The sequence below is a fragment of the Brevibacillus thermoruber 423 genome (assembly GCF_000454065.1).
Classification (GTDB): domain Bacteria; phylum Bacillota; class Bacilli; order Brevibacillales; family Brevibacillaceae; genus Brevibacillus; species Brevibacillus thermoruber.
On record NZ_KE695651.1, the window covers coordinates 571,059 to 596,854 of the forward strand.

At 56.1% G+C, this 25,796-nt stretch carries 20 protein-coding genes; 15 read left to right on the forward strand and 5 right to left on the reverse strand.

Translation table 11 applies throughout. The features are described 5' to 3' along the window. Positions 1-57 precede the first annotated feature (57 nt). The 3 genes from M516_RS0114250 (at position 58) to M516_RS0114260 (ending at position 5,327) form a co-directional block, all read left to right on the forward strand. Positions 58-2,109 (forward strand): glycoside hydrolase family 3 protein, encoded by a 2,052-nt coding sequence (locus tag M516_RS0114250; protein WP_081656551.1) that lies wholly within the window; start codon positions 58-60, stop codon positions 2,107-2,109. A gap of 164 nt (positions 2,110-2,273) precedes the next feature. Beyond that, positions 2,274-3,650, forward strand: a complete 1,377-nt coding sequence (locus M516_RS0114255; protein WP_029099736.1) for a hypothetical protein — start codon at positions 2,274-2,276, stop codon at positions 3,648-3,650. Positions 3,651-3,938: 288 nt separating this feature from the next. Next, positions 3,939-5,327: an aspartate kinase gene (locus M516_RS0114260; RefSeq protein WP_029099737.1), complete on the forward strand. Its 1,389-nt coding sequence runs from the start codon at positions 3,939-3,941 to the stop codon at positions 5,325-5,327. Positions 5,328-5,477: 150 nt separating this feature from the next. On the opposite strand, the gene M516_RS0114265 is transcribed toward M516_RS0114260, so the two are convergent. Next, a complete protein-coding gene (locus tag M516_RS0114265; protein ID WP_029099738.1) occupies positions 5,478-6,710 on the reverse strand; it encodes an MFS transporter in 1,233 nt (410 codons plus the stop codon). Between the two features lie 1,051 nt (positions 6,711-7,761). Between M516_RS0114265 and M516_RS23520 the strand changes: the two genes are divergently transcribed. Then, positions 7,762-9,009 (forward strand): MFS transporter, encoded by a 1,248-nt coding sequence (locus M516_RS23520; protein ID WP_035289749.1) that lies wholly within the window; start codon positions 7,762-7,764, stop codon positions 9,007-9,009. A 59-nt stretch (positions 9,010-9,068) separates the two neighbouring features. Here the strand turns inward: M516_RS23520 and M516_RS0114275 are convergent, their stop codons facing one another. Both M516_RS0114275 and M516_RS0114280 read right to left on the reverse strand, forming a co-directional pair. Further along, positions 9,069-9,677: a nucleotidyltransferase family protein gene (locus tag M516_RS0114275; RefSeq protein WP_029099739.1), complete on the reverse strand. Its 609-nt coding sequence runs from the start codon at positions 9,675-9,677 to the stop codon at positions 9,069-9,071. Next, positions 9,670-10,719, reverse strand: a complete 1,050-nt coding sequence (locus M516_RS0114280; protein WP_029099740.1) for an XdhC family protein — start codon at positions 10,717-10,719, stop codon at positions 9,670-9,672. Before M516_RS0114280 ends, M516_RS0114275 begins: the two co-directional genes overlap by 8 nt. A 360-nt stretch (positions 10,720-11,079) precedes the next feature. Here M516_RS0114280 and M516_RS0114285 point away from each other — a divergent pair, with 360 nt between their 5' ends. From M516_RS0114285 to M516_RS24370, 8 genes are all read left to right on the forward strand, one after another. Further along, the gene (locus tag M516_RS0114285) at positions 11,080-11,946 is read left to right on the forward strand and encodes an FAD binding domain-containing protein (RefSeq protein ID WP_029099741.1); all 867 of its coding nucleotides are present in this window, start codon (positions 11,080-11,082) and stop codon (positions 11,944-11,946) included. Between the two features lie 54 nt (positions 11,947-12,000). Further along, positions 12,001-12,513, forward strand: a complete 513-nt coding sequence (locus M516_RS23525) for a (2Fe-2S)-binding protein (protein ID WP_035289752.1) — start codon at positions 12,001-12,003, stop codon at positions 12,511-12,513. After that, positions 12,503-14,854, forward strand: a complete 2,352-nt coding sequence (locus tag M516_RS0114295) for an aerobic carbon-monoxide dehydrogenase large subunit (RefSeq protein ID WP_029099742.1) — start codon at positions 12,503-12,505, stop codon at positions 14,852-14,854. Before M516_RS23525 ends, M516_RS0114295 begins: the two co-directional genes overlap by 11 nt. A 96-nt stretch (positions 14,855-14,950) precedes the next feature. Continuing rightward, a complete protein-coding gene (locus tag M516_RS0114300) occupies positions 14,951-15,895 on the forward strand; it encodes an XdhC family protein (RefSeq protein ID WP_193746977.1) in 945 nt (314 codons plus the stop codon). A 26-nt stretch (positions 15,896-15,921) separates the two neighbouring features. Continuing rightward, positions 15,922-16,407, forward strand: a complete 486-nt coding sequence (locus tag M516_RS0114305; protein WP_029099744.1) for an SRPBCC family protein — start codon at positions 15,922-15,924, stop codon at positions 16,405-16,407. After that, positions 16,404-17,270, forward strand: coding sequence for an AAA family ATPase (locus M516_RS0114310; protein WP_029099745.1), 867 nt, complete (start codon positions 16,404-16,406; stop codon positions 17,268-17,270). Before M516_RS0114305 ends, M516_RS0114310 begins: the two co-directional genes overlap by 4 nt. Continuing rightward, positions 17,258-18,385, forward strand: coding sequence for a vWA domain-containing protein (locus M516_RS0114315; protein ID WP_029099746.1), 1,128 nt, complete (start codon positions 17,258-17,260; stop codon positions 18,383-18,385). The genes M516_RS0114310 and M516_RS0114315 overlap by 13 nt, the downstream gene beginning before the upstream one ends. Before the next feature lie 175 nt (positions 18,386-18,560). Further along, positions 18,561-19,427: a cupredoxin domain-containing protein gene (locus tag M516_RS24370; RefSeq protein ID WP_051188225.1), complete on the forward strand. Its 867-nt coding sequence runs from the start codon at positions 18,561-18,563 to the stop codon at positions 19,425-19,427. A gap of 179 nt (positions 19,428-19,606) precedes the next feature. Here M516_RS24370 and M516_RS0114325 read toward each other — a convergent pair whose 3' ends face one another. Then, a complete protein-coding gene (locus M516_RS0114325; RefSeq protein WP_029099747.1) occupies positions 19,607-20,572 on the reverse strand; it encodes a carbon-nitrogen hydrolase family protein in 966 nt (321 codons plus the stop codon). A gap of 225 nt (positions 20,573-20,797) precedes the next feature. Between M516_RS0114325 and M516_RS0114330 the strand changes: the two genes are divergently transcribed. Beyond that, a complete protein-coding gene (locus tag M516_RS0114330; protein ID WP_238550978.1) occupies positions 20,798-22,378 on the forward strand; it encodes an acyl-CoA synthetase in 1,581 nt (526 codons plus the stop codon). 149 nt (positions 22,379-22,527) lie between these two features. Beyond that, positions 22,528-23,817, forward strand: a complete 1,290-nt coding sequence (locus M516_RS0114340; RefSeq protein WP_029099749.1) for an MFS transporter — start codon at positions 22,528-22,530, stop codon at positions 23,815-23,817. 403 nt (positions 23,818-24,220) lie between these two features. On the opposite strand, the gene M516_RS23535 is transcribed toward M516_RS0114340, so the two are convergent. Beyond that, the gene (locus tag M516_RS23535; protein ID WP_193746978.1) at positions 24,221-24,487 is read right to left on the reverse strand and encodes a hypothetical protein; all 267 of its coding nucleotides are present in this window, start codon (positions 24,485-24,487) and stop codon (positions 24,221-24,223) included. A gap of 435 nt (positions 24,488-24,922) precedes the next feature. Between M516_RS23535 and M516_RS0114355 the strand changes: the two genes are divergently transcribed. Further along, the gene (locus M516_RS0114355; protein WP_029099750.1) at positions 24,923-25,585 is read left to right on the forward strand and encodes a hypothetical protein; all 663 of its coding nucleotides are present in this window, start codon (positions 24,923-24,925) and stop codon (positions 25,583-25,585) included. Positions 25,586-25,796 lie beyond the last annotated feature (211 nt).

Genomic DNA, 25,796 nt, shown 5'->3' on the forward strand with positions numbered 1-25,796 from the left:
AAAAAACGTACAGGACTGGCATCTTTCTTTGCGTTGGTGCTGCTGTTCTGCCAGGCAATGGTTACCGCAGGCGCGGCGCCTGCGACTTCAGCGGCGCCTGCGACAGCGGCGGACAAGGCCGGTGTCACCGATTTGATTATCAGCCTGAACATTCCCGAGGCGGAAGCGGTCGTGTCGGGCAAGACGCTGCAGCTTCAGGCGCTGCATCTGTACGCGGACGGCCATTTTGAGCAGACGACACGGAAGCTGAGATGGCAGTCCTCCAACAAAAACGTGGCCGCTGTCGACGCGCAGGGCACCGTCACGTTTGCCGGCCACAACGGCAGAACCTTTATCTCCGTTACCGACGGCAGATTCGAGGACCGCATCGCCCTCGACTACAAGGACAAAGGGGAGCCGCAGGCACAAGTCGTCAAGCAGAAAGGAAAGCGGTACGACGTCATCGGCAGAGCGATAGCCGGCATGACACTGGAAGAAAAAGTGGGCCAGATGATGATGCCCGACTTCCGCAAGTGGAACGGCGCAGACGTGACCCGCATGCTGCCGGAAATCGAGGCGCTGGTGAAGAAGTACCACATCGGCGGCGTCATTCTGTTCCGGGAAAACGTGGTGGACACCGCGCAAACGGTGCGCCTTGTCCACGACTACCAGCAGGCGGCGGAAAAATTCGGGCTGCTCGTGACGATCGACCAGGAGGGAGGCATCGTGACCCGTCTGCAGCAGGGCACCGACACGCCGGGGAACATGGCTCTCGGTGCCGCCCGTTCCACGGAACTGGCCTATCAGGTGGGCAGCGTCATCGGCAGGGAGCTTGCCGCCCTGGGCATCAACACCAACTTCGCTCCGGTCATGGACGTCAACAACAACCCGGACAATCCGGTGATCGGCGTGAGGTCGTTCGGTGAAGATCCCAAGCTCGTGGCCGACCTGGGTGTCGCCTACATCAAAGGGCTGCAGCAAAACGGCGTCGCCGCCACGGCCAAACACTTCCCCGGCCACGGCGACACGGCTGTCGATTCCCACTTGGGACTGCCGGAGGTTCCCCACGACAAGGAACGGCTGATGAACGTGGAGCTGTACCCGTTCAAGCAGGCGATGGAGGCGGGCGTGGACGCGATCATGACGGCACATGTCACCTTTCCGAAGATCGACGACACCAAAGCCGTCTCCCGCAAAGACGGAACGGAAATATCACTGCCCGCCACCCTGTCGCCCAAAGTGATCACCGGGCTGATCCGCGACGAGCTGGGCTTTGACGGCGTAGTCTCCACCGACGCGATGAACATGCAGGCGATCGCTGACCACTTTGGTCCGGTGGACGCGGCCATCCGCGCCGTGCAGGCGGGCGTGGACATCGTGTTGATGCCGATCGGCCTGGAAGAAGTAACCAACGGCGTCCTAAAAGCCGTCCGCGACGGCACGATCAGCGAAAAGCGGATCGACCAGTCCGTCCGCCGGATTTTCACCTTGAAAGTAAAACGGGGAATTGTGAAAGCCGAGCAGCCCGCTGATGTATACGACCAGATCGCCCGTGCCCTCGCGGTGGTCGGCTCGGCGGAGCACAAGCGGGTGGAAGCGGAAGCGGCGGCTCGTTCCGTGACCCTGGTCAAGAACGACGGGGTGCTGCCGCTCATCATGGACGAGGGCGCGAGCATCGCGGTGGTGGGGACCACGTACATCGACAGCCTGGCCGATGCCGTCAGGAAGCATCATGCCAACACCGTCACGATCAAGGTGGCAAACGATGCGCTCACCGACGAACAGCGAAAGCAGGTGGAAGCGGCGGACGCCGTGATCATCGGCTCCTACACGTTCGACGTCAAAGGAAGATCCCCGGACAACCCGCTGATGAAACTGTATCGGGAGATCAGCCAGCAAGCGGACACACCCGTGATCGGCGTCGGCATCCGCAATCCGTACGACATCATGGCGTACCCGGAAGCGGATGCCTACCTGGCCCAATACGGCTTTCGCACCGCCAGCTTTCAAGCGACGGCGGACACGATATTCGGCCAAAACGAGCCGACGGGAACACTGCCGGTCACCATTCCGGACGGGAAAGGAGGCACCCTGTACCCGTTCGGTCACGGTCTGGGATACGGCAAGTAAACCCTGTTATGATATGGGAAGAGGCCCGATTCGCTTGTCGAGTCGGGCTTTTTCTTGTGCGCAGGGTTCCCATATGGATCGGTCCCGTTTCCGTTGGTATAATATGGTTGGTTTGCGAAAAGACGCTGAGCATGTTCGTTGCAACCCAGGGGGGAATGTGAAAGGTGAACGGTAACAGACGAACAGGGGTCATCCTTCTGGTCGTTCTGCTTCTTGTCCTGTTTGCGGTGAAGCGATGGGACCAACCAGGCGATCAGAAGGTGATCAAAGTCGACAGTTGGGAGGAAGTAAAGCAGTATCAATATGCGAAGACCCCTGGGCTGAAACGGGCGGAAGAATTGCATCTCGTCCGCACCTTTGACACCAAGATCCACGTTCCCGGAACCGGCCGCACGTTGTCGATCGACGAGATCTGGTACAACAGCAAACATGTCTTTTTCTTTACCAGTATCGATGTGCCCTCCGGATTTCTGGGCGCTGTTCCCAACGAGAGAGAGGTACCGATTGTCTCGTTTCAGATGGGACTACCGGGGGACAAACCGGGAGGACCGGACCATCCGCTCTATACCTTGAACTGGATGCCGAATGAAGGTGTCATTCACAACGGGCGGTTTTACAATCGGGCGACCACCAACCCGCTGTACAAGGATGGGATGTCCAACGTTTTGCCCCAGGTCGACGAGATCGTGCTGCGGGATGTGTCCGTGAGCATCGGCGGACAAACCATTCCGCTGCCCGACGTCACCCTCCCGATCCGTTTTGACGTTCGCCAGGAGGTGACGGTATCGGTACCGTTGAAGCAGGAACTGCGCCCGATGGACCGCACGATCGCGCTGGAGTCCTTGGAACTGGGCACGACAGTCAACCGGCTGTACTTTCGCTTCCGCTCCCCGGATCGGAGCGAGCAGTTGAACCATCTGTCCTTTACCCTTCGTTCCGACAAGGGAGAGGTGCGCGACTCCAACCTGAGCCGGATCGAAGCGGGGCCAAACGGGCGGCATTACGTCGAATTTGAACCGTTTGACAAACAGCCGGCAAAGCTGGAGCTTACGCTGCATTCTCTCTGGCTCGCGGGAGACGACCGGATCCGCTTTTCGTTTGATTCCGGAACATACAGCCGCCACGTGAAAAACGAAACAGACTCCTACCGTGAAAAAGTAGGGCAGCACATCGCCACGATTAAAAACACCGATATTTATCTGGATGAACTGTACTACGACGACAGGGGCATTTCCTTTTCCGTTCGCTATGAGGACAAAGAAGCGGGAAAGGTACCCCGTCTTCATCTGATTCCCGAAACTCCAAACGACGCAGAAATGGGAATCAATCGGAAACTGCCGCTGACGGTGACGGCGACAAACGAGCGGGGCGAGCCCGGTGAATACGGGCAGAGAGGCAGCAGCAGCGAGGGCACCTTCGACATGTTTCTGGACGCGAAATTCGTGCAGGCCTCCAAGCGCATTGACGTAACCGTCGACCGGCTGCTGTACGAGATTGCGGGGGAGTGGAAAGCAGCATGTGAGGTGCCGAAAGGAGAGTAACCGTCCCTGGGAACGCTTGCTGTTACGGCAAGCGTTTTCGTTTGCGGTCGAGCAACGTTTCGTTTTGTCCGTCTGGAATAGACAGTTGTCTTTTTCACGTAAATCGCGTAATCTAAGAGAAGACATCGGGGCCATTCGTCCGGCCGCGGCATCTGCCGCTACCGCGCAATGCCGGGAGGGAGGCTTCCTCTTTCATGGCCGGGGTCGGGACCGCGGAAACACGACATGCGCGAAAAAAAGAGAGAACCAGGAGAGATCACCTCTCATGCGGGATAGGAGGATCAGGAGATGAAGGTTGCAAAATTCGGGGGAACTTCGCTGGCCAGTGCCGAGCAGATCAGGAAAGTGTGCCAGATTGTGAGAGCGGACAAGGAGCGGCGGATCGTTGTCGTCTCGGCGCCGGGAAAACGGCATCCATCGGACACGAAAGTGACGGACCTGTTGATCGCCTATGCCCAACGCCGCCTGAACGAAGGCGAAGCGGCAAGCGAAAAGCAGGCCGTCATCAACCGGTTTGTGGAGATCATGGAGGGATTGGAGCTGCCTGCACAGCTCTCCCGGGAGATCGTCGCCGAACTGGAGGAGAGCCTTGCCGCGACGCCCGCCGATCAGCCCGACCGCTTTGTGGACGCCGTCAAAGCGGCAGGGGAAGACACCTGCGCCAAGCTGGTTGCGGCGTACCTGCGCCAGCTTGGCGAGCAGGCGGAGTACGTCAATCCCCGGGAAGCCGGGCTGTACGTGACGGATGAGGCCGGCAACGCCCAGGTGCTCCCCGAGGCATACGACCGGCTGCAGTCTTTGCGCCAGCGGCAGGGCATCGTCGTGTTTCCCGGGTTCTTCGGGTATACGCCAGACGGGGTTCTTGTTACGTTTTCCCGGGGCGGTTCGGACATAACGGGTTCCATCCTGGCCGCCGCCGTGAAGGCTGACCTGTACGAGAACTTTACCGACGTGGATTCGGTCTACGCGGTAAACCCCAACCTGATCGCCAATCCGAAAGAAATCCGCGTCATCACCTATCGGGAAATGCGCGAGCTGGCCTATTCCGGCTTTACCGTCTTCCACGAAGAGGCGCTGCTGCCCGCATTCCGCGCAGGCATTCCGGTCTGCATCAAAAATACGAACAATCCCGCCGCGCCGGGGACCAAGATCGTGTCGGGAAGGGAAACGAAAGACGCGCCGGTGGCCGGCATCGCCAGCGACAAAGGCTTTTGCAGCATCTACGTGAGCAAATACCTGATGAACCGGGAGATCGGCTTTGGCCGCAGACTGCTGCAAATCCTGGAGGAGGAAGGCATCTCGTACGAACACACGCCGTCCGGCATTGACAACATCTCCGTCATTTTGCGGGAACGATTCTTTGACGAGAAGACGGAGTCGCGGGTCATCAAGCGGATCATGGACGAACTGCATGTGGATGAAGTCTCCGTCGAACGAAATCTGGCCCTGGTCATGATCGTCGGAGAGGGGATGAGGCGTTCCGTCGGGGTGTGCGCCAGAGCCACCGCCGCCCTGGCAAACGCGAGGGTCAACCTGGAGATGATCAATCAGGGATCGTCCGAAGTGAGCATGATCTTTGGTGTCAAGGCGGCCGATGCCGACAAGGCGGTTCTGGCGCTCTACCAGGAGTTTTTCACGGCGCAGAGCACTTTCCCGCAGCCGGCGGCCACCTGCTAACGTCCTATAACGAATGAAAAAAAGAGGGGGAGTTTCCCCTCTTTTTGCGTTCATCAGTTCAGCTCTTGCGTACACCAGTTCAGCGGCGTGGGCATGGTCCACTTCGGGTATGTCCGTACGTTTCCATCGGATGACGCGTCGTTCGCGGCTTTACCCCTTGAGGGTGGCGTGCCCTTCGGAGAGGCGCTGCTCCTGTCCGCGGGGGTTCTCGATCAGTTTGCCTGATTTGACCAATGCGGCAGTGACCAGCAGCGCCGCGCCATTGATGAGAAACACCGCGCGGATCGGAATCAGTCCGCCCAAAAAGCCGCCCAGCACGGGGCCGATCATGGTGGCCAATTGCGTGACCGACTGATTGAGGCTGAACGCTCTGCCGCGAAACTCCGGTGCGGTTACGTTGACGATCATCGCGTTGATCGACGGATAGACGGCCGCGAAGAACAGCCCGTACACGAACCGCAACATGCCGAAGCCGTACAAATGGGTAAAGAAGAACTGCAGCAGATTGCCGATGGCGCCGCCCAACAGGCCGATGAACAACACCTTGGTGTAACCGAGCCTGGTCCCCGCCGCTCCCCATCGAGGCGCGGCCAGCACCGTGGCGATGCCCACGGCGGAAAAAATGATGCCCGAGCTGAGCGACGCATCCTGCTGGGACGCCCCGAGCTGCAGGACGTACACGGTCAGCAGCGGTTCCAGCAGCATGACCGAAACGGTAACGATCATGGCCAATCCCAAAACGGCCATAAACGGGCGGTTTCCCAGGGCGGTGCGCAGGTCCTCCCGTACGTTTGAGCGCGCAGCGGAGCGGTTGACGTTCGTCTCCTTGGCGAAAAACGTGGCAATCAGCGCCGCCACCAACACGACGTACCCGGAGAAGAGAAACGCTTCCCGGCTGCCCCACAAATGGCTCACAAAGCCGCCCACGAGCGGTCCGACGATCCCTCCGGTGGCGCCGGCCGTCGACATGACCCCGAGAGCGTAGCCCACGTGTTTTTCCGGCGTATTCGTCGCCACCAGGGCAATGGAGGCCGGGACAAAGCCGGCCAGCAGCCCCTGCAGTACCCGGAGCAGCAGGAAGGAGTACGGGTCGGTGACGAAATAGTTCAAAAAGTACAACACGGCCAAGCTGAACCCTGACCGCATCAGCATCGGTTTCCGCCCGTACTTGTCGGCGAGCGAGCCCCAGTAGGGAGAGATCAAGGCGCTCGCCAGGAAGGTAATGCCAAACGAGATGCCCGACCACGCCTCCAGATGCTCATGGACGCCGAGAGACGTGTGGAGGAAGAGGGGCAGAAACGGTATGGAGATGGAGTACGCCGTGCTGCAGAAAAACACCCCGATCCACAGCACGACGAGATTTCGCTTCCAGGAAAACGTCATCTGTCGTCACAACCTTTGTGGGAAAAAAGAGTCGCGTGATGCAGGATCATTTTAACATTGGTTGACAAAAATGACTAATTGAGAAATGAGATTGAATTGTTTCGGAAATGAAATTACGGGCCCGTTATGAAAAAACGCCGTACACCGGCCATCACAGCCGAGTCTCGATTCGCGCGGCAGCGCCGCTTGACCGGTGGGAGATTGAAAGCCGGGTCCGGGACGCCTGCCTCCGTGCAGCGCTCAGCCGTTCGGACAAGCAGGTGACGAGCAGTTGGGCATCGCCGCCGTTCTCCCTCGCGTTGGTTTTTCATAAAAATCCCTGCTTGACAGGGTGTCAATCCCCATACTATACTTTCCATGTCAGGCAGCACGGTTTGTGCCTGCGCCCCCTGCAAAAGGGAAACATTGCGTAAGGAGGCAAGAACGATCATGGTAAGTGAATTCGTACAAACAGCCATAACGAAAACACTTCCCGATCGTTCGATTGCAGCATGGGTCTAGTTCGCGTTCCCTTGCCGTCATGGGTTCAGGGATATCGAAAGGCGAGCGGCACAGCCGGAACCATACATGCATGAACACAGACGTCGGGAAGAACCGTGACGTCTTTTTGCGTTCGCGGGATGTCGGGAAGAACCCGGCGTCTTCGTGAGCAGCGTGAGGCGTCGGATAACAACCTGGCGTCTTTTTGCGTTTGCGAGACGTCAGAAATAGTCCCGGCATCTTTGTGCACAGCGCGAGACGTCGGGAAAAGCCCGGCGTCTTCGTGCGCAGCGTGAGACGTCGGGAAAAGCCCGGCGTCTTTTTGCGCTTGACGACGTGTTGGACATCCGACGTCCATTCATGCATGGAAAGAACCGCTGCCACTCTTTCCGTCAACCTGCCCGCTGCAATCGAAACAGTGGAGGGCTGCCCGATCAAATCAACAGGAGTGCGGAGAATGGGCAACTGAACACCGAGCCGGGACGAAACCGGATCAGAGGAGTGATCGTCAAAACATGTGCCTGGACTTATCAGACGTACACATTTACCTTGCAAAAGAAAGAGGGATGGTATGACAGTTCAATCGACTTCCAACAGTTCGGCAGGAGATTTGTTCCGCAACCGGGTGGTACGGACCATTCTGCTGTCGGCGTTATTTCTGCAGATCGGCGTTTGGGTCCGCAACTACGCCATTCTGCTGTACGTGATGGAGCGGACCAACGGGGACCCGGTTGCCGTATCGCTTATATCCGTGGCCGAATTTGCGCCGATTTTTCTGTTCTCCTTTATCGGGGGCACGTTTGCCGACCGCTGGCGGCCCAAGCGAACAATGATCTGGTGTGACGTGCTCAGTTCGCTTTCCATGTTTGTCGTGCTGCTTACGCTGGTGTTCGGCAGTTGGAAAGCCATCTTTTTCGCGACGCTGGTCTCGTCCGTGCTGTCGCAGTTTTCGCAGCCGTCCGGCATGAAATTGTTCAAGCTGCACGTGCCGGAACAGCTCATCCAGATGGGGATGTCCATGTACCAGACGCTGTTCGCGCTGTTTATGATCCTGGGGCCGCTTGTCGGGACATTTGTTTACCAGCATTACGGCATCGGCGCCGCAATCGCGATCACGGGCACAGCCTTCTTGCTGTCCGCTGTCGTGCTTCTGATGCTGCCGCCTGATCGCGACATGGAGGAGCAGGCTGAGAAAACGACTTTGTGGCAGGAAATGAAGGCGGGATTTCGCTATGTGCTGGGGAACCGGACCTTGACCCTGCTCGGCGGCTGTTTTGCCGCCGCGGGTTTCGCGATTGGCCTGACGCAGCCGCTGGTGGTTTTCCTCATCACCGAACGTCTCGGCTTGCCGAAGGAGGACCTGCAATGGCTCATGGCCGCCAATGGCATCGCCATGATCCTCGGCGGAGGCGTGATGATGGGAGTGGCGAAAAAACTCGCTCCACAAAAGCTCCTCGTCCTGGGGATGACCGTCAGCGCCTGTGGCTTCCTGGTGATGGGGCTTTCCACTGAACTGTGGTTGACGCTGACGGCCCAATTCATCTGCGGACTGGTCATGCCGTGCATCCATATCGGAATCAACACGCTGATACTGCAAAACACCGAGGCGTCGTTTGTCGGGCGCGTCAACGGCATCCTGAGCCCGCTCTTCATGGGCGCGATGGTGGTCATGATGAGCATCACCGGTTGGTTGAAAGCCATGTTCTCGCTGGTGGCGATGTTCGAAGCGGCCACCGTGCTGTTCTTCATCGGGGTGCTGGTGATTCTGCCGCTGCTCAAAGGGCATGCGGCCCCGCAAAAAACCGTCCAGCCGGAATAACAAACAGCGAGTCGTGCGAAAACGCAGGTACCCAGTGAGGCGTACCTGCGTTTTTTCCTTTATGTCGGAGGAAAAGACGTTTCCCATTTCTTCAGATCGTCCGGTGTGTCGATGTCAGCGCCCCACAGGGATTGTTCAGCGGGGATCAGTTTCAGTTTCGCTGCGTGGCGCGAAATGATCAGGCGCCCCCCTTCGTCACCCTTTAAGTCCGAAAACTCTGAAAACAATTCTGCGTCAAACAATACGGGATGCCCGGGTATGCCGCTGTACTGGGGACGCACGATCTGAATTCCATGCGATCGCCAATCCGCATACGTTTGGAGCAGCTTCCTGACCAACATGGGGGGAACAAACGGTTGATCGGCCAGAAACACCAGCAAGGCATCGACCCGGCCTGCCAGCGCTTCGACTCCTCGCTGCAGCGAAGTTGCCATCCCTTTGGCGTATTCTGAATTTTTGATGATTTCTACGGACAAATCCCTGGTATGCTCATGAAGCAGGTGAACATGTTCTCCTCCGACGATGAGGATGGGATCAAGCTGCGATTGGATGGCACATTCAACGGAATGACGAAACAATGGTTTGCCGTGAACCTCCAGGAATAATTTAGGCACCCCCATTCGACGCGACATGCCTGCGGCCAGGATCACCGCACCGATTCTACGCATGGATTTTCGTTCGGCCGTGAAGGGGCCTGCCGCTGCTGCCGCTTCGGACCATCATCAGTTCCGCAATAATGCTGATCGCAACTTCTTCAATCGTTTCGGCGCCTACATCCAGTCCGATTGGTGCGCGCAGAGGGCCGCTCGACAGAGTCGCTCCGATGTTGGCAAGCATTTCCTGGGTGCGGGACAGGGGGCCTAACACACCGACAAAGCGAGGGTTGCTTCGCAGTGCGAGCGCTAACGAGGCTTCATCTCGGCGCTGCTGGTGATTCATGATGACCCACCAGCTATCCTGCAAACCTGCAGGGTCCGCTGCATCTGGTTCAACGACCAGATGGGATGCGGCCGGAAAACGAAAGCCGTTGTTAAAGTCTTTCCGGGGATCTAACACGGTTACATGAAATCCCACTTGCGCAGCGACAGATACAAGGGGGACGGCATCATGACCGGCACCCGCTATGATCAAGTGTTCATTGGGCCTCATGGTATCAATGACAAAACGGCGATCTCCGAAGGAAAGAACTTCTGCACGCGTGCGTTGGAAGGTCCGATCCAATGCGTGCTGCCGAACCTCGTCTGGGAACTGAGCCAAATCCCCCCAGCCATTTCCGTTTGAATCAAGCAGGACGCGAATACCCGTGGGAATTTCGAGGATCAGGGAAAGGGGGCGATCTTCTTGGATGACGGTGAGGGCTGTTTGCCAGAAGCTGTCCTCGGGATCGACAGGAACAATCAAGATCTCCAAGGATCCTTTACAGCCGATCCCCAACGTCCAGAGGTCATTTTCACTCAGATCATACTGTTTGGTAATCGGGAGGTTTTGACGTATGGCTTCTTTTGACCATTCGAACAGATCATTCTCCAAACAGCCCCCGCTCAATGTACCAAACCTTTGTCCGTCCGCTGCCATCATCATTTTGGCACCAGGCTGGCGGTAAGCCGACCCACGTACCTCCGTAATCATCAACAAGCATGTTTGCTGATTGCGCTGCCAGGCTTGTTTCATGTTTTGCAACACATCTCGTGCTTCTTGAATGCGCGACATGATCGCTTCCTCCTTACGTCATGAAATAGGATATCGGCAATCGCCGAGAATGAGTACACCCTTCTCTGAGTTTTGTTTGAATTAATAAAATATTTTGTTAATTTTGTGACGATAGTCATTATAGCATAACGAAAATGAGAAATGAACGTTCGAAAGCAGAATGCGGGAGCGGTTGATAGCATAACCAATGTGCTGCGACATACCGGATAAACCTGAAAGGTCATGATGATCTAGCAAAAAAATCTGCATAATTAAATTTTCAATATTCTAATGATTCAGGTATCGTGGTATACTGGGATTAATTCAAAACAGTCATAATTATTAGAATTCTAAGTCGGTAAAGGGAGGGATTCTTTTTTTATGATTCCAACTGCATTTGATTATTATTCACCGACGACCGTAGACGAAACGATCGCCTTACTGCAAAAACACGGGTACGATGCGAAGATTTTGGCGGGCGGTCAAAGTTTGCTGCCCATGATGAAGCTGCGCGTAGCGATGCCGCCCATTTTGATTGACATCAATCAACTTGACGATTTGCGAGGCTGGCGAGAAGAGAATGGGTATTTGAGAATCGGGGCGCTGACGAGACATGCCGATCTCGAACAGGAACGGAATTTGATGGAGCGCTACCCGCTTTTATCGAAAACGGCAGAATGGATTGCGGACGTACCGGTTCGGAATCGGGGGACCATTTGCGGCTCTCTCGTCCATGCAGATCCGGGTTCAGACTGGGGAGCCGCGATGATTGCCCTGCGTGCGGATGTTGAGGTAATCGGTCCATCCGGTGTGCGGCGTGTTCCGATTGACGAGTTTTTTGTCGACACCTTCACAACATCGCTGGAGATCGATGAGATTGCCTCGGCCGTGTTGATCCCTTCCCCCATAGGCCGCGTAGGAGCACGCTACATGAAATTGGAACGCAAAGCGGGAGATTTTGCGATTGTGGGGGTGGCGCTGCAGGTTGTCAAAGCTAACGACGGAACCATTCTGGATGCCGGTATTGGCTTGTGCGCATGCGGCGATGTTCCCGTTCGGGCCAAAAAGGCTGAAGAATGGCTGATCGGTCGCTCACTTGACAAGGAAACGATTCAACAGGCTTCGCTCCTGGCCCAGGAAGACGCGAATCCGGCTACGGACCTCCGTGGAAGCGCCGAGTACAAGCGAGACCTGGTACGGGTGTTTGTCAAGCGAGGTCTTGAAGAAATTGCCGATGAACTCCGCTAGCTGTACGTGCTGGATACAGGTTTTCAGTATGAAACTGGGAGGGACGATGATTTTATGCAGATGCGTGTAACGGTAAACGGACGTGTGTATGAATCGGATGTCGAGCCCCGCACGTTGCTGGTCTATTATCTCAGGGAACATCTGAGACTGACGGGGGCGCACGTCGGATGTGACACGACAACGTGCGGCGCGTGCACCGTTTTGTTGAACGGAAAGGCGGTGAAATCCTGTACGGTGTTGGCGGTACAGGCGAACGGCCAAGAAATCCTGACGGTGGAAGGACTCGAACGTGACGGTGAACTGCATCCGCTGCAAAAGGCATTTTGGGAAGAGCATGCCCTCCAATGCGGGTACTGTACACCGGGAATGATCATGACAGCGTGTGAACTGTTGGAACGAAATCCGTTTCCTACGGAGGAGGAAGTTCGCAAAGGAATTTCAGGTAATGTATGCCGGTGCACAGGTTATGTGAACATCGTCAAGGCGATCCAGTCAGCAGGGCGTCAGATGGCGGAGCAAAACAAGGTTCCCAACGACCAATCGGAGGTGGTTCCCAGTGGCAATTAATCAATGTGAACTTCGGCCGATGGGGAAATCGATTCATCGCAAGGAAGATCCCCGGTTTATTCGAGGACAGGGGCGATATGTGGACGATATCGTGCTGCCCGATATGCTGTACATGAGCATCGTCCGCAGCCCCTATGCGCATGCGAAGATTACCGGCATCAATACTGACGCTGCCTATCAGGTTCCCGGTGTGAAATTGATCATCACCGGTGAGGATCTGGAAAAGATGAAGCTGGCGTGGATCCCCACCATGGCCGGCGACGTGCAGATGGTACTGGCAACCAACAAGGTGCTGTACCAATATCAAGAGGTGGCGGCAGTCGTTGCGGAAACCCGCGCTGCGGCAGTGGATGCGGCCCAATTGGTCGAGGTCGAATACGAGGCGCTGCCGGTCGTAGTCGACCCGTTCCGCGCCTTGCAGCCGGATGCTCCTGTACTGCGGGACGACCGCGAGAAGAAGAGCAACCATATTTGGCACTGGGAAGCGGGAGATCGGGAAAAGACAGAAGAGATTTTTCAAAACGCTCCGGTGGTGGTCAGTCAGGACGTGCGTTTTCAACGGGTACACCCGTCCCCGCTGGAACCATGCGGATGTATCGCTGATTACAACAAGGGGACAGGCAGATTGACCTGGTATGTCACCTCCCAGGCGCCGCATGCGCATCGAACGGTGTTGGCGATGGTAACCGGTCTGCCGGAACACAAGATTCATGTCATTTCTCCGGACGTTGGCGGAGGGTTCGGGAACAAGGTTCCTGTCTATCCGGGCTATGTGTGTGCCATCGTTGCCTCCCTGAAGCTGGGGCAGCCGGTCAAATGGATCGAAACCCGTACGGAAAACATTGCAAGCACGGGATTCGCCCGTGATTATCATATGAAGGCGGAGATCGCCGCGGACGAAAACGGCAAGGTGTTGGGGCTGCGGGTGAAAACGATTGCGGATCACGGCGCGTTTGACGCTGCGGCGGACCCTACAAAGTTTCCTGCCGGATTGTTCAGCATCGTGACCGGTTCCTATGATTTTCAGCAGGCGTTTGTGGAAGTGGACGGCGTTTATACCAACAAGGCGCCGGGTGGAGTGGCCTATCGTTGTTCGTTCCGCGTCACGGAAGCTGCGTATTTGATCGAACGAACGATGGATGTCTTGGCACGAAGGTTGAACATGGATCCGGCCGAACTGCGATTGCGCAATTTTATCAAGAAAGAACAGTTTCCCTACCAGTCTCCGACAGGATGGACCTATGACAGCGGTGACTATGAGCAAACATTCAAGCTGGCGCTTGAGAAAATCGGTTATCATGAACTGCGCAAGGAACAGGCGGAGAAGCGCGCGCGCGGCGAGCTGATGGGCATCGGGATTTCCACGTTTACGGAAGTGGTGGGTGCCGGTCCTTCCCATTCGTTTGACATCATGGGGATCAAAATGTTTGACAGTGCTGAAATCCGCGTGCATCCGACCGGCAAGGTGATTGCCCGACTGGGCGTACGGCACCAGGGACAAGGGCATGAAACGACGTTTGCGCAAATCATCGGAGAAGAACTGGGATTGAGCGCGGATGACGTGTTGGTGGAAGAGGGGGATACCGATACGGCTCCCTATGGCTTGGGGACATATGCGAGCCGCAGTACCCCGACAGCAGGAGGAGCGGCGGCTCTCTGTGCGCGGCGAATTCGGGAAAAGGCGAAGAAGATCGCAGCGCATCTGCTTGAAGTGGGGGAAGAGGATGTTTCGTGGAATGGAGAGGCGTTCGAAGTAAAGGGGCTCCCGTCCCGCAAGGTTACGATGGGGGAAGTCGCTTTGGCCGCCTATACGAATTTGCCGGAGGGCATGGAGCCTGGTCTCGAAGCCACGTATTATTACGATCCGCCCAACCTGACCTTCCCGCATGGGGCTTATATTGCGGTTGTGGATATTGATACAGGTACGGGCGCGGTGAAAGTACGCCGTTTCCTGGCTGTGGATGACTGCGGAAACGTGATTAATCCGATGATCGTGGAAGGGCAGGTACACGGTGGACTGACGGAAGGGTTTGCCATTGCGTTCATGCAGGACATTCCGTTTGACGAGGATGGAAACTGCCTGGCACCGAACTGGATGGATTACCTCGTTCCGACTTCGCTTGATTCCCCGCATTGGGAAACAGACCGGACGGTTACCCCATCGCCGCATCACCCGATCGGGGCAAAAGGAGTGGGCGAATCACCGAATGTCGGTTCTCCGGCCGCCTTCGTCAACGCTGTTGTGGATGCGCTTTCTCCGTTTGGTGTTGAGCATATCGACATGCCGATTTTCCCTTGGAAAGTGTGGGAGATTTTGCGTAAGAACGGGGTCACCGAATAAAAAGGAAGTCCTGCGCATGAGAGGAGGATGGTCTGACGGGGGACTGCTCCCCGTCAGACACCCGATATGGATAAGATCTGGCAAGAGGCGCTTCGATTGGAAGAAGCCCGGGAACCGTTCGCTGTGGTTACCGTGGTTCGAACCGTAAAACCCTCTTCCGCGATTGTTGGCGCAAAAGCATTGGTTACCCAAGCGGGAGAGATGATCGGTTTTGTTGGCGGTCAATGCATACAATCCCTTGTCATTTCACAAGCATTGACATGCATCGAAAATGGGACCAGCCAGCTTGTGCTGATCACGTCCGATTCGTCGCAGCTTTGTTCAACGGACGGGATTACCGTTTTGCCGATGACCTGCCACTCGGAGGGGACCGTTGAATTGTTTATCGAGCCAAAGCTCCCGGCGCCCGTTTTACTGGTGATCGGTCATTCCCCCATCGCTGATTCCTTGCAAAAAATAGCGGCCCACCTGGATTTTCAGGTAAAATCCGTGGCACTGGACCATGCGTCGTCTGATGGCGCCGACAACCTGTCCCGTTTCACGGAAACCATCCGCGCACATTTGTCACCGGGAGCGTATGTGGTTGTCGCTTCGATGGGGCTCTATGACACGGAAAGCCTCCGGGCGCTGCAGGGATTTTCCCTTTCGTATGTGGGGTTGGTCACAAGTCCCAGACGACGAGAAGCGGTACTCGCAGATTTGCAGAATCAAGGAGTTTCGGAAGCGTTTTGTTCCTTCCTTTCGGCTCCGGCCGGATTGGATTTGGGAGCGGTCGATCCGGCTGAAATCGCGGTTACGATTTTGGCGGAAATCATCGAATCCCGAAGGAAGAAACAGACCCTTTCGCATTTGACGCCGCCTGTGACAGAAAACAAGTCCCGGCGGGAGGTGATTGATCCGATCTGCCGCATGGTGGTGGATTTGAACACGACTCTCCATAAAGCGGAATACCAGGGCAAGGAGTATGGCTTTTGTTGCCCGCATTGCCGCCAGGAATTCTTGAAACATCCTGAAACCTATGCATGTACGGTAGAAGTCTAACGTTGATATCGAAGGAGGAATTTAGAATGAAGACTTACAGTGGAGATTTTACCATCCCGGTATCCCGCGACATGGTTTGGAATTTTCTGATGGACCCGCACAAGGTGGGACCGTGCCTGCCTGATTTGTTAAGCATGGACGTATCCGACAACCACCATTTTCGGGCCAAAGTGCGTGTCGGTGTAGGCCCTATTCGCGGCGCTTTTGATTTGGCCAACAGTATTACGGTAGAGGAAGAGGGCAAGTCGGCTTCCATGTCGGTCAAGGGGGGAGGCATGGGAAGCGGGGTTGATATGAACGCAAACATGCTTTTGGAAGATTTGGAAGAGGAGCAGGGTACCCTTTTGAAATGGACCTGCGACGTCGTGGTCAGCGGGCCGATTGCCACGATCGGAGGACGCTTGATTGACGGGCAGGCTCGGAAGATTACCGAACAAGTGTTTGAGAACATACGAAATGCGCTGGTTTCCTTGAAGAGCGAAGTGGCGGTGACAAATGAGGAGGCAGAATGAACGAACATATTCATAAGCTGCAGGAAGAATTGCGCCGAGCCCGTTATGTGGCGGATCAGGCACTCACAACCGTACTGTACCTGGCGGGGCGTCTCGGGCGCCCTGTTCTTATGGAAGGGCCAGCCGGCGTTGGAAAAACGGAATTGGCGAAAGTGATGGCGCAGATTCGCGGTGTTGACTTTATCCGGTTGCAGTGCTACGAAGGATTGGATGCTGCCCATGCCTTGTATGATTGGGATTATCCCAAACAACTGCTCACCGCGCGCACGGTCATCGAAGGACACGAACAGCGAAAAATCTCAACAGATATCTATACCGAAGAGTATCTCATCGAGCGTCCGCTTTTAAAAGCGCTGCGGTCGCAGCCCGCGCCTGTTTTGTTGATAGATGAGGTGGATCGCGCTGATGAGGAGTTTGAAGCGCTGCTGCTGGAATTTTTGGCGGAATTTCAGATTACGATTCCGGAAATCGGTTCCTTCCGCGCTCAACAGCCCCCGATGGTGATCCTGACATCCAATCGTACCCGGGATCTGTCGGATGCTCTCCGCAGGCGCTGCTTATACGTTTGGCTGGACTATCCGAGCCTGGAGCGCGAAGTGGAAATTATCAGGATGCGTGTGCCGGGATTGGCTGAAGAGCTGATCCGTCAAATCACGCGCGCCGTGCGTCAAATGAGGCAGTGGTCTTTGTTGAAACCGCCGGGAATGGCCGAATCGATTGACTGGGCACAGGCCATCGAGAAATTGGATGTACGTGAGCTGGATGAGGAAAGCATCTCCCTTACCCTGGGATGTGTTCTGAAGACACAAGAAGATATGGAGTTTGTGTATCAGAAAGGGTTGGCCCTGTTATGGAAGTCCTAGAGGTGCTGTCCAGACAGATCGGTCTGCTGTCCGGCAGGATTATCGAGCAGGTGCAGAGTTTTGCTCCGTTTCTCAGACAATACGGATTTCGAGTAGGGACTCCCGAAAGCCTGACGGCAATCGAGGCCTTATCGGCCATTGAGATCGAGTCGATGGAACAAGTGATGGATGCCATGCGCTCCATCTACGTGAAAAATCCGGCAGAATGGGCGATATTTCCGAGTCTGTTCAAGCGTCATTTCGGCGTTGTCCAGCACGAATGGAAACAGACAACCGTGCTGGAAGGCGATACCGAGCTGCAGCAGTCGGGGAGCGGCTCCGCTGAAACCTCGTCGTCCCTGCAGATTGAAGGCGCCATGCTCCGCGCATACAACCCCAATCATGGTCAACGCTACGCGCTTCGCGTACTGAAAGAGGGGCAGTTACAACAAATCCTGTATTGGACCCGAAAAGCGGTCCTTCAATTTGAAAGCCCGCGCAGTCGGCGCTTGGAAAAGGGACGGCGGTTTCCCATCGATTTTCGGCGAACCATCCGACATGCCATGAAAAATGGGGGAGATCCTCTTGTCATCTATAAACGCAAATATCGAAGGGCTCGCCCGAGAATTGTGATTGTGACAGATATCTCCGGCTCGATGAAACCGCATGCCGATTTTTTCACCACGGTTGCCTGGGCCTTTTTGCACACCAGGGCACGTGTGGAAACGTTTGTGTTTAGTACGGAGATCAAGCGGATTACACCGCTGTTATCACGTCACATTGTTCATGGCATCCCCTTTGAACAATTGATCGAGTTGAAAGGCGGCACACGCATCGGGTTTTGTCTGTCACGACTGGCGCATCGGTATGGCAGTCTGCTGCGGAAACAGACATGCCTCATCATTGTTTCGGATGGATATGACACGGGACATCCCCACATGTTAAAACGCGCGATGGACACGCTATCCGGGCTGGTCGGTAAAATCGTATGGGTCAATCCGCTGCTGGGTGAAGAAGGATACGAACCTGTCGCTACCGGAATGAGCACAGCGCTTCCTTATGTCGATCGTTTTGTCGATGTCCATGATCTGGAGTCGTGGATCCAGGCGGTGAAGCTGACTCTTTTTGCAAACTAGGGGACTTCCTTGCCAGCCGCTCCGCTTTCCAGCTTGAGACAGGGAGTTGTGGCGTACCAAAAGGATACACACCTTTCTGTTTGGGATGGACAGCTTTCCGGTTACCAAACGTGAAAGGTGTTTGCTGTCAAGAAAGCATGAATCTCCATTTGACGCTGCTCACGAGTTTGGGGGGATGATGGTGACAGTCGTGAATGTGCTGTGGATCTTGGTGATCACTGCTTCTATCGTCTTTGTGATTTATCAACGGCGGGAGAAATTGACGTGCATCGCCGGAATGATGATCGCGATGACCCTGGGAATGATGGTGAGCCTTACGCTGGGGATTCTCATCGGTGTGTATATGCATCATGACGTGACGAAATCCACCATTTTAGCTGTTGTGGCCGGGATGATCGCCGGTTATTCAGCCGGCAAACCCGTCAGCTTGATGGCGGCCATGGACGGGATGCTGGCGGGGATCATGGGCGGAATGATGGGAGCCATGCTGGGTGTAATGCTCGTCTTTCCCACCGCAATGGTTTGGTTTATCAATATCCTCTTCGCGGCCGTGATGGTTGTTCTGCTGCAGTTGATCAAGGAAGAGACAGGAACAGCCAAAAAGGAAGAGAACGAAGGGAAACGGCCGTTTTTCGGCAGTGTCGGCATGATGGTGGGACTGATCGCCCTCACAGGTGGGCTGTTTGTCGTAAAATCGGATCTCTTCGGCGTGAGCCAAGCGAGTTCGCATGAGGCTGGCAGTCATTCTTCGGCACAGGCCGAGATCTCTGGCGATGTTCAAGAAGCCACGATTACCGTGAGCGCTTCCGGATACAGCCCCCAACATCTTGAAGTAAAAGCCGGCATTCCTGCCAGGATTCATTTTCGGACGGAGGAAGCTGCCGATTGCTTGCGGCAAGTGTTCTCGGAAGAATTGGGAATAAACAGCATCCTGGAGCCAGGAAAGGACAACTCCATTGTGCTGCAGGAAGTAAAACCCGGAACCTATCGATATACCTGTGGAATGGGATTGTTTGAGGGCACCATTACCGTCAAAGAATAACCACAAAGGGCGTTCATGCAGATCACCGGCACATTCCGCGACAAAAAAGAAAACCCCTGTTTCATCAAGGGTTCAGCGTGTAGACTAGGCACGGAGGGACAAGGTCTACACGCTGGGCTTTTTTTCTGGAAATCAGTCGTTCCTTTCTCGCTGCTCGAATGCGTTGGTTCATGCGATGGTCAGCGGGGATGACGCACCCATGTGACGCTCTCTTGTTTCTCTTCGTTTACCAGCAGTTGGAAAACATCGGGTCTGGCATAATGACCGACGACGTCAAAATCGAATTGGCTGCTGGCAATGAGCCGCAAATCGAGATCGGCGATCAGGATGTCTTCCCGGCCGTACACAGGTTCCACGAGATACTCGCCCAATGGGCCAACGATTGCGCTGCCTCCCCTGCACATCTCGTGCGGAGATGATTCCAGTTCGTGATAGCAGGCCAAATCGGTCGGATACATGTCCTTTGTCACATATTGATTGCACGATAGCACGAAGCACCTTCCTTCCAGGGCGATATGACGAAGGGTGGACTGCCACACATCACGCGCATCGGCTGTCGGGGCGATATAAATCTGGACGCCTTTCGCATACATGGCTGCTCGTGCCAACGGCATGTAATTTTCCCAGCAAATCAAGGCCCCGATCTTTCCGTACGGGGTATCCAAAACCGGCAGCGTGCTGCCATCACCCTCGCCCCAGATAATTCTCTCGGAAGCGGTCGGCTTCAACTTGCGGTGTTTTCCAAGCAGCGTTCCATCCGGTCCGAAAAACAGGACGGAGCAGTACAGGGTACCACCGCTGCTCTCGCTGTCTCTTTCGATGACACCCATGACGAGATAGACGCCGGCTTTCCGCGCGGCCTCTCCCAGCACTTCCGTTGTTTCACTGGGCACGGGAACCGAGTTTTCCCAATAGCGAAGCCAATCCTGGCGTCCTTCGGGCGATCGGCTTCCCACGGTCGTTCCGAATGTAAGCCCGCGCGGGTAGGCGGGAATAAATGCTTCGGGAAATACGACGAGTTTCGCTCCTTTTTCCGCCGCCTGCAAGGTTAGCGAGACGGCCTTTTGGGTCGTGGCCTCCCGGTCCATGATGACGGAGGCAGCCTGGACGACAGCCACGCGAACGGCATGCTGCTGGTTTCCCATTTTCGTTCCCCTTTCCTTTGGATCCAGAAAATTCGTGATGTTCCTTTTCTTTATGGTAAATCAAACAAGCCTCTCTGTACTCATCCACTTCAACGGTTTTTTCGCCAGCCATTTGCGATAGGTAAGCAATCGACCTGTACTATTCATAATTTTGATGATATTCTGACAATATAATGGTTTCAGGACCCGTTTATCATACGTGGACGATGCAAGGGGGGCAATTGCATGGCAGGTATGAATCTTGGCTATCTGGCAGTTCGGTCGGCGGCGGCATATCCGGATCATCCGGCCGTCATTTGCGGCGACTCGGTGGTGACGTACCGGGTGTTGAACGAACGCGTCAACCGGGCTGCGAGTGCACTGCGCCGACTTGGCCTGGCGAAAGGGGAACGGGTGGCCATTTTCTCGCCGAACCGCCCGGAACTCTTGGAAGTGCTTTTTGCGACGTGGAAGGCAGGCCTGGCAGCCGTCCCGATGAACTTCCGCCTCCACCGGGACGAGGTGCGCTACATCTTGAACCATAGTGAAGCCAAGGTGCTTGTGCATGCGGGCGTGTACCAGGATGATCTCGACCGCATTGCGGGGGACTTCGCTGCAACCCGTGTCACGATTTGTTTGGATGGCTTGGCGGGGAAGGAGCGGGGGCATTCGTTGACGGCTCTTGATTACCGCGCACTGCTGGACAGCGGGGATGCGGCGGAGTGGGTGGAGCCGGTTGATGGAGACGACCTGGCGTGGATCTTCTACACCTCGGGCACCACGGGGCGGCCCAAAGGGGCGATGCTGACGCACCGGATTCTATTGCTGATGGCGCTGAACACCTGTGCCGACATCTATCCGTTCGGTCACGACGACATCGGACTGCACGCGGCGCCGCTTAGCCACGGCTCCGGTCTGTACGCCCTTCCCCTGATCGCCAAAGGGGGGACGAATGTGATCCTGCCGTCCTCCCGGTTTGATCCGGAAACGGTGTTTGCCGAGATGGAAAGACACCGGGTCACTGTGCTTCCGTTCATGGCTCCCACTATGGTGAAGCGCTTGATTGAATCGGAGGCGCGTACCCGGTACGACCTGCGAAGCCTTCGGTGCATCGTGTACGGCGGCGCTCCCATGTACGTGGAGGATCTGGCAGCCGGGATCAAGGCCTTCGGACCGGTATTTGCGCAGGTGTACGGGCAGGGCGAATGCCCCATGACGGTGACCGGCCTCAGCCGCCACGAGCACGACCTGAATCGCCCCGATCGCCTGGCCTCTGCGGGTACAGCCCGTATGGGCGTGCAGGTGCGCATTCAGGACGCCGAAGGCAGCGCGTTGGCGCCTGGGAGCATCGGCGAAATTGCCGTGCGGGGCGATCTCGTGATGAAGGGATACTGGCGCGACCCGGAAGCTACCTCCGCGACGATTGTGAACGGGTGGCTGCGCACAGGCGATGTCGGGTACATGGACGAGCATGGGTACCTCTATATTCTGGACCGGACGAAGGACATGATCATCAGCGGCGGAAACAACATCTACCCGCGCGAGGTGGAAGAGGTGCTGCTGTGTCATCCGGCCATCCAGGAAGTGTGCGTTTTCGGCGTCCCGGACCCGGAATGGGGGGAGGCGGTGAAGGCCGTTGTGGCGCTGCGGCCGGGGCACGCGGCCACGGAAGCGGAGCTGATTTCGTTTTGCCGGAATCACCTCGCCAGCTACAAGAAGCCTCGCTCGGTGGACTTCGTCGAGGAGCTGCCCAAGAACGCCTATGGCAAGGTGCTCAAGCGTGACCTCCGCGCCAGGTACTGGGAGGGGCATAAACGCAGGGTCTAATCGGGGCACGCGTGCCCCCGGCGGACTGTGTCGAGCAGGCTCCCGTGTGTGGTGCTGGCGATCCGCGAGAAAGGGGCGGCGGATTACCGGTGCCTGGCAGGGAGCAAGCGGCGGGCTGTGACAACCGAACGGAAGGGGGAGGAAGTCCTTTGAACAAATTCCGCGTCCTCTTTGCCAGCATCGCTGGCTCGATCATTGAGTGGTATGACTTTTATTTGTACGGGTCGGCAACCGGCCTGGTTTTTTCCACGCTGTTCTTTCCGACCCACGACCCGGCTATTTCGCTGATTCTCGCCTTTTCCACCTTTGGGGCCGGCTATGCCGCTCGGCCGATTGGCAGCGTGCTGTTCGGCCACCTCGGTGACCGTCTGGGGCGAAAGGCGGCACTCATGTATACGCTGGTCGGGATGGGAGGCAGTTCGACGCTGATTGGGCTGCTCCCCACGTATGAACAAGTCGGGCTGCTTGCTCCCATTTTCCTGGTGATCCTGCGGCTGATCCAGGGGATTTCATTGGGGGGCGAATGGGGCGGAGCCATCCTGCTGGCGACAGAATCCGCGCCGAAAGGAGTCCGCGGGCTTTACGGCTCGATTCCCCAGATGGGGGTACCGATCGGGTTGGTGGCCGGGACTCTAAGTTTTTCGCTCATCAGCCACGTCACGACCAACGAGCAGTTCATGTCCTGGGGGTGGCGGATTCCCTTTCTCTTCAGCATCGTGCTCGTCAGTTTGGCGATCTGGATCCGGAGCGGCATCGAAGAAACCCCGATCTTCCAGGAGCAGAAGGAGAGCGGCGATATCGCGCGGGTGCCCATCGTCGAAGCGCTCCGCAGCGACGGGAAAAACGTGCTGCGCGCCATCGGGTTGAAGCTGGGTGACGGGTTCTTCAACGTCTTCACCATGTCCTACGTGCTCACCTTTGCCACCGTTTACCTGAGTTACCCCCGTGACACGGCCTTGAACGCCCTGACGATCGGATGCGCTGTCATGCTCGTCACCATCCCGATCATCGGGTACCTTTCTGATTTTGTCGGCCGGAAACGCATCTACATCGGGGGATTGATTCTTCTCTTCCTTCTGGCGGTTCCCTACTTTTCGCTGATCGGCAAAGGGGCCGGCTGGTTTTACGTGATGCAGGCGGTCGTGCTCGGGATCATCTGGGCGGCGATTTTTTCCACGCAGGGGACGTTTTTCTCCGAACTGTTTCCGCCCAAAATCCGGTATACGGGCCTGTCGGTCGGTTATCAGATCGCGGCGGCCATTGTCGGTTTTGGACCGCTGATCTGGACCTCCATGGCGAAATCCTACGGTCCATCGCCCTGGATCTTTGGCGGGTTCATGATGGCAGGGATAGCGCTCAGCCTGGCGTTGAGCCTGTTTGCGCCGGAGACGAGAAGCATGGCTTACTCACGCGAAAAGGACTCAAACATCGCGCCGTAATCTGCCGGGTTTGCCGCGAGACGCATGAACGCGGCAGGCGGCAAGCCCGGAATCCGTAGTCAATGGTCAGGACAGGGCTGCATGAGTTTTTCGGTTCGGTACAGACTAATGGGAAACTTCATCACGTCCGGCAAACGCCCACGATATCGGACGGATCAAGTTGCTGTCTCAGCTCGATTGACACGGAAGGAGGGATGTGAAGTGCAAACCGGGTCGTTATGGGTCGGCGTAATTACCGGCGGCATGCTGGGTGACCGTTTGGGACGCGCACTTGGCACGCAAGCAGGACATTTCGTGTTGAACGGTTTTTCGACGGCCAACCGACAGAGAAATGAGAGCGCTCACTAATGCAAGAAACAAGCAACAAACCTTGATCATCCGTGAGATCAAGGTTTGTTTGCGTTTACGGATGCTTTTCAAACTCCGCGTACTGCTTTTTCAGATAATCGTCGTTCAACACGTTAACGGCCGGGGAAGGATTTTTCATCTCCGCTGCAAAAGGGACCGGCTCGATCTCGCTGTCATAAAAGGAGGGGGAATGATCGCAGAGTTGCTGTTCCGAGTCCGCTTGTTTCGCTTCGGACAGCAGTTGCTTCCATTGTCCTTGCGCGGCAGAACTGGAGGCTTTCAACTGGTCGACAGCCGATAACACCCCGGCCAATCCTTTCACAGCCATTCGCCTGGTAAATTTTCGGGCCTCCGGAGATATGGCGAACACAACCGCGGCAGCGGTCAGAACCATCCCGACGGGAGATTTGGGAATCACATACATGCATTACCTGGAAGAGTCAGAGCGGACGTGTATGGCGTAAAAGGAAGCAAGGAACGAAGGAACGGATGAACCAGGCGACCGCGTATTTTTCACAGGGAAAAGGCATCATCTCCGTCAAAGGTGTTCGGATACGGGCAGAGTTCTGCTGACCTATGACGAGAAGGCAACCTCGCTTGGTGAAGTATGCGCCTTGATCCGAAGCTTCGAGGAACATCTGTATGTGCAGCGTCATCCGGAAATGAAGCAGCAGGTGGATCGCGACGCTGCCCGAGAGGTGGCGGCAGCCGGAACGGCGACAGCCATTCCTGAACAGATTCGGAAACGTTCCAGGCCATGCCCGTGGAACATGAGCAGCGGCGTGAGGAAGTGCCGCTGGCTGTCACCGCCTCCATCGTGGGGATCGGTGCCCTCGGGATCAAGCAGTTGGTTCGCGGCAAGTCTGCCCTTGCGACGAGCAGCGGGCTTTTTTATACGGCAGGGATATTGTCCGTCATCACCGGTTACCCCGTGCTGAAACGGGGAAGCGAGACGCTTTTCAAGGAAGGCAGGTTGTCTGCCGATCTGGTATTGGGAACGGCTGCGTTGGGATTGGCGCTGGTTCGCGAAAATCTGTTGGCATTGGCAGCGGTAGGGATGATTCAGTATTTGCAGTGGAAACGAAAGCAGTATCAGGAAGAAAATCTGGATCCGTCGCTTTACCTCTCGACCAAGACCAAAGCGTACGCAAAGCGCGCGACTGCCTTGGGCTTTGGACTGGCCGGGGCAGCTTTCGCGATTACGAGAAACCCGCTGCTCTCTTTTGGCGTGCTGTTAAGTGCCAATCCCCGCCCCTGTCTGGCAGCGGAAGAGTACGCCTGGAAAAATGCCGAACTTGAATTACGCAAAAAAGGATATTCCCTCCCGGCAAACAGCACGCTGTGCAGTTTAGTAGAGGTGGATCATGTGGTGATAGAAGATACGGCTTTTGTGTATACAAAAGAAGAAGGTGTTCAGTGAAAATAATGTGTTAGACTTAACTGTGTTTATCCGCGCAGGATCAACGTTTTAGAAACAGCCGCGTCCGCTTAAAAAAGCATTAGACTGAGTCGAATATTAAACCAGCGGCATCCTTGGACCGGAAAAAAAGTCCTAGACTGCTGTCACCGCCGGGATATAATTGACCCAGGTTCGCCGGAAAGAAAATGACCCACCCTTAGCGAATATATCC

Bases quoted from the DNA above. Each gene is read 5' to 3' on its own strand.
- M516_RS0114250 (WP_081656551.1), top strand. From the start codon at position 58: ATGGTTACCGCAGGCGCGGCGCCTGCGACTTCAGCGGCGCCTGCGACA.
- M516_RS0114260 (WP_029099737.1), top strand. From the start codon at position 3,939: ATGAAGGTTGCAAAATTCGGGGGAACTTCGCTGGCCAGTGCCGAGCAG.
- M516_RS0114265 (WP_029099738.1), bottom strand. From the start codon at position 6,710: ATGACGTTTTCCTGGAAGCGAAATCTCGTCGTGCTGTGGATCGGGGTG.
- M516_RS23520 (WP_035289749.1), top strand. From the start codon at position 7,762: ATGACAGTTCAATCGACTTCCAACAGTTCGGCAGGAGATTTGTTCCGC.
- M516_RS0114275 (WP_029099739.1), bottom strand. From the start codon at position 9,677: ATGCGTAGAATCGGTGCGGTGATCCTGGCCGCAGGCATGTCGCGTCGA.
- M516_RS0114280 (WP_029099740.1), bottom strand. From the start codon at position 10,719: ATGTCGCGCATTCAAGAAGCACGAGATGTGTTGCAAAACATGAAACAA.
- M516_RS0114285 (WP_029099741.1), top strand. From the start codon at position 11,080: ATGATTCCAACTGCATTTGATTATTATTCACCGACGACCGTAGACGAA.
- M516_RS23525 (WP_035289752.1), top strand. From the start codon at position 12,001: ATGCAGATGCGTGTAACGGTAAACGGACGTGTGTATGAATCGGATGTC.
- M516_RS0114305 (WP_029099744.1), top strand. From the start codon at position 15,922: ATGAAGACTTACAGTGGAGATTTTACCATCCCGGTATCCCGCGACATG.
- M516_RS0114310 (WP_029099745.1), top strand. From the start codon at position 16,404: ATGAACGAACATATTCATAAGCTGCAGGAAGAATTGCGCCGAGCCCGT.
- M516_RS0114315 (WP_029099746.1), top strand. From the start codon at position 17,258: ATGGAAGTCCTAGAGGTGCTGTCCAGACAGATCGGTCTGCTGTCCGGC.
- M516_RS24370 (WP_051188225.1), top strand. From the start codon at position 18,561: ATGATGGTGACAGTCGTGAATGTGCTGTGGATCTTGGTGATCACTGCT.
- M516_RS0114325 (WP_029099747.1), bottom strand. From the start codon at position 20,572: ATGGGAAACCAGCAGCATGCCGTTCGCGTGGCTGTCGTCCAGGCTGCC.
- M516_RS0114330 (WP_238550978.1), top strand. From the start codon at position 20,798: ATGGCAGGTATGAATCTTGGCTATCTGGCAGTTCGGTCGGCGGCGGCA.
- M516_RS0114355 (WP_029099750.1), top strand. From the start codon at position 24,923: ATGCCCGTGGAACATGAGCAGCGGCGTGAGGAAGTGCCGCTGGCTGTC.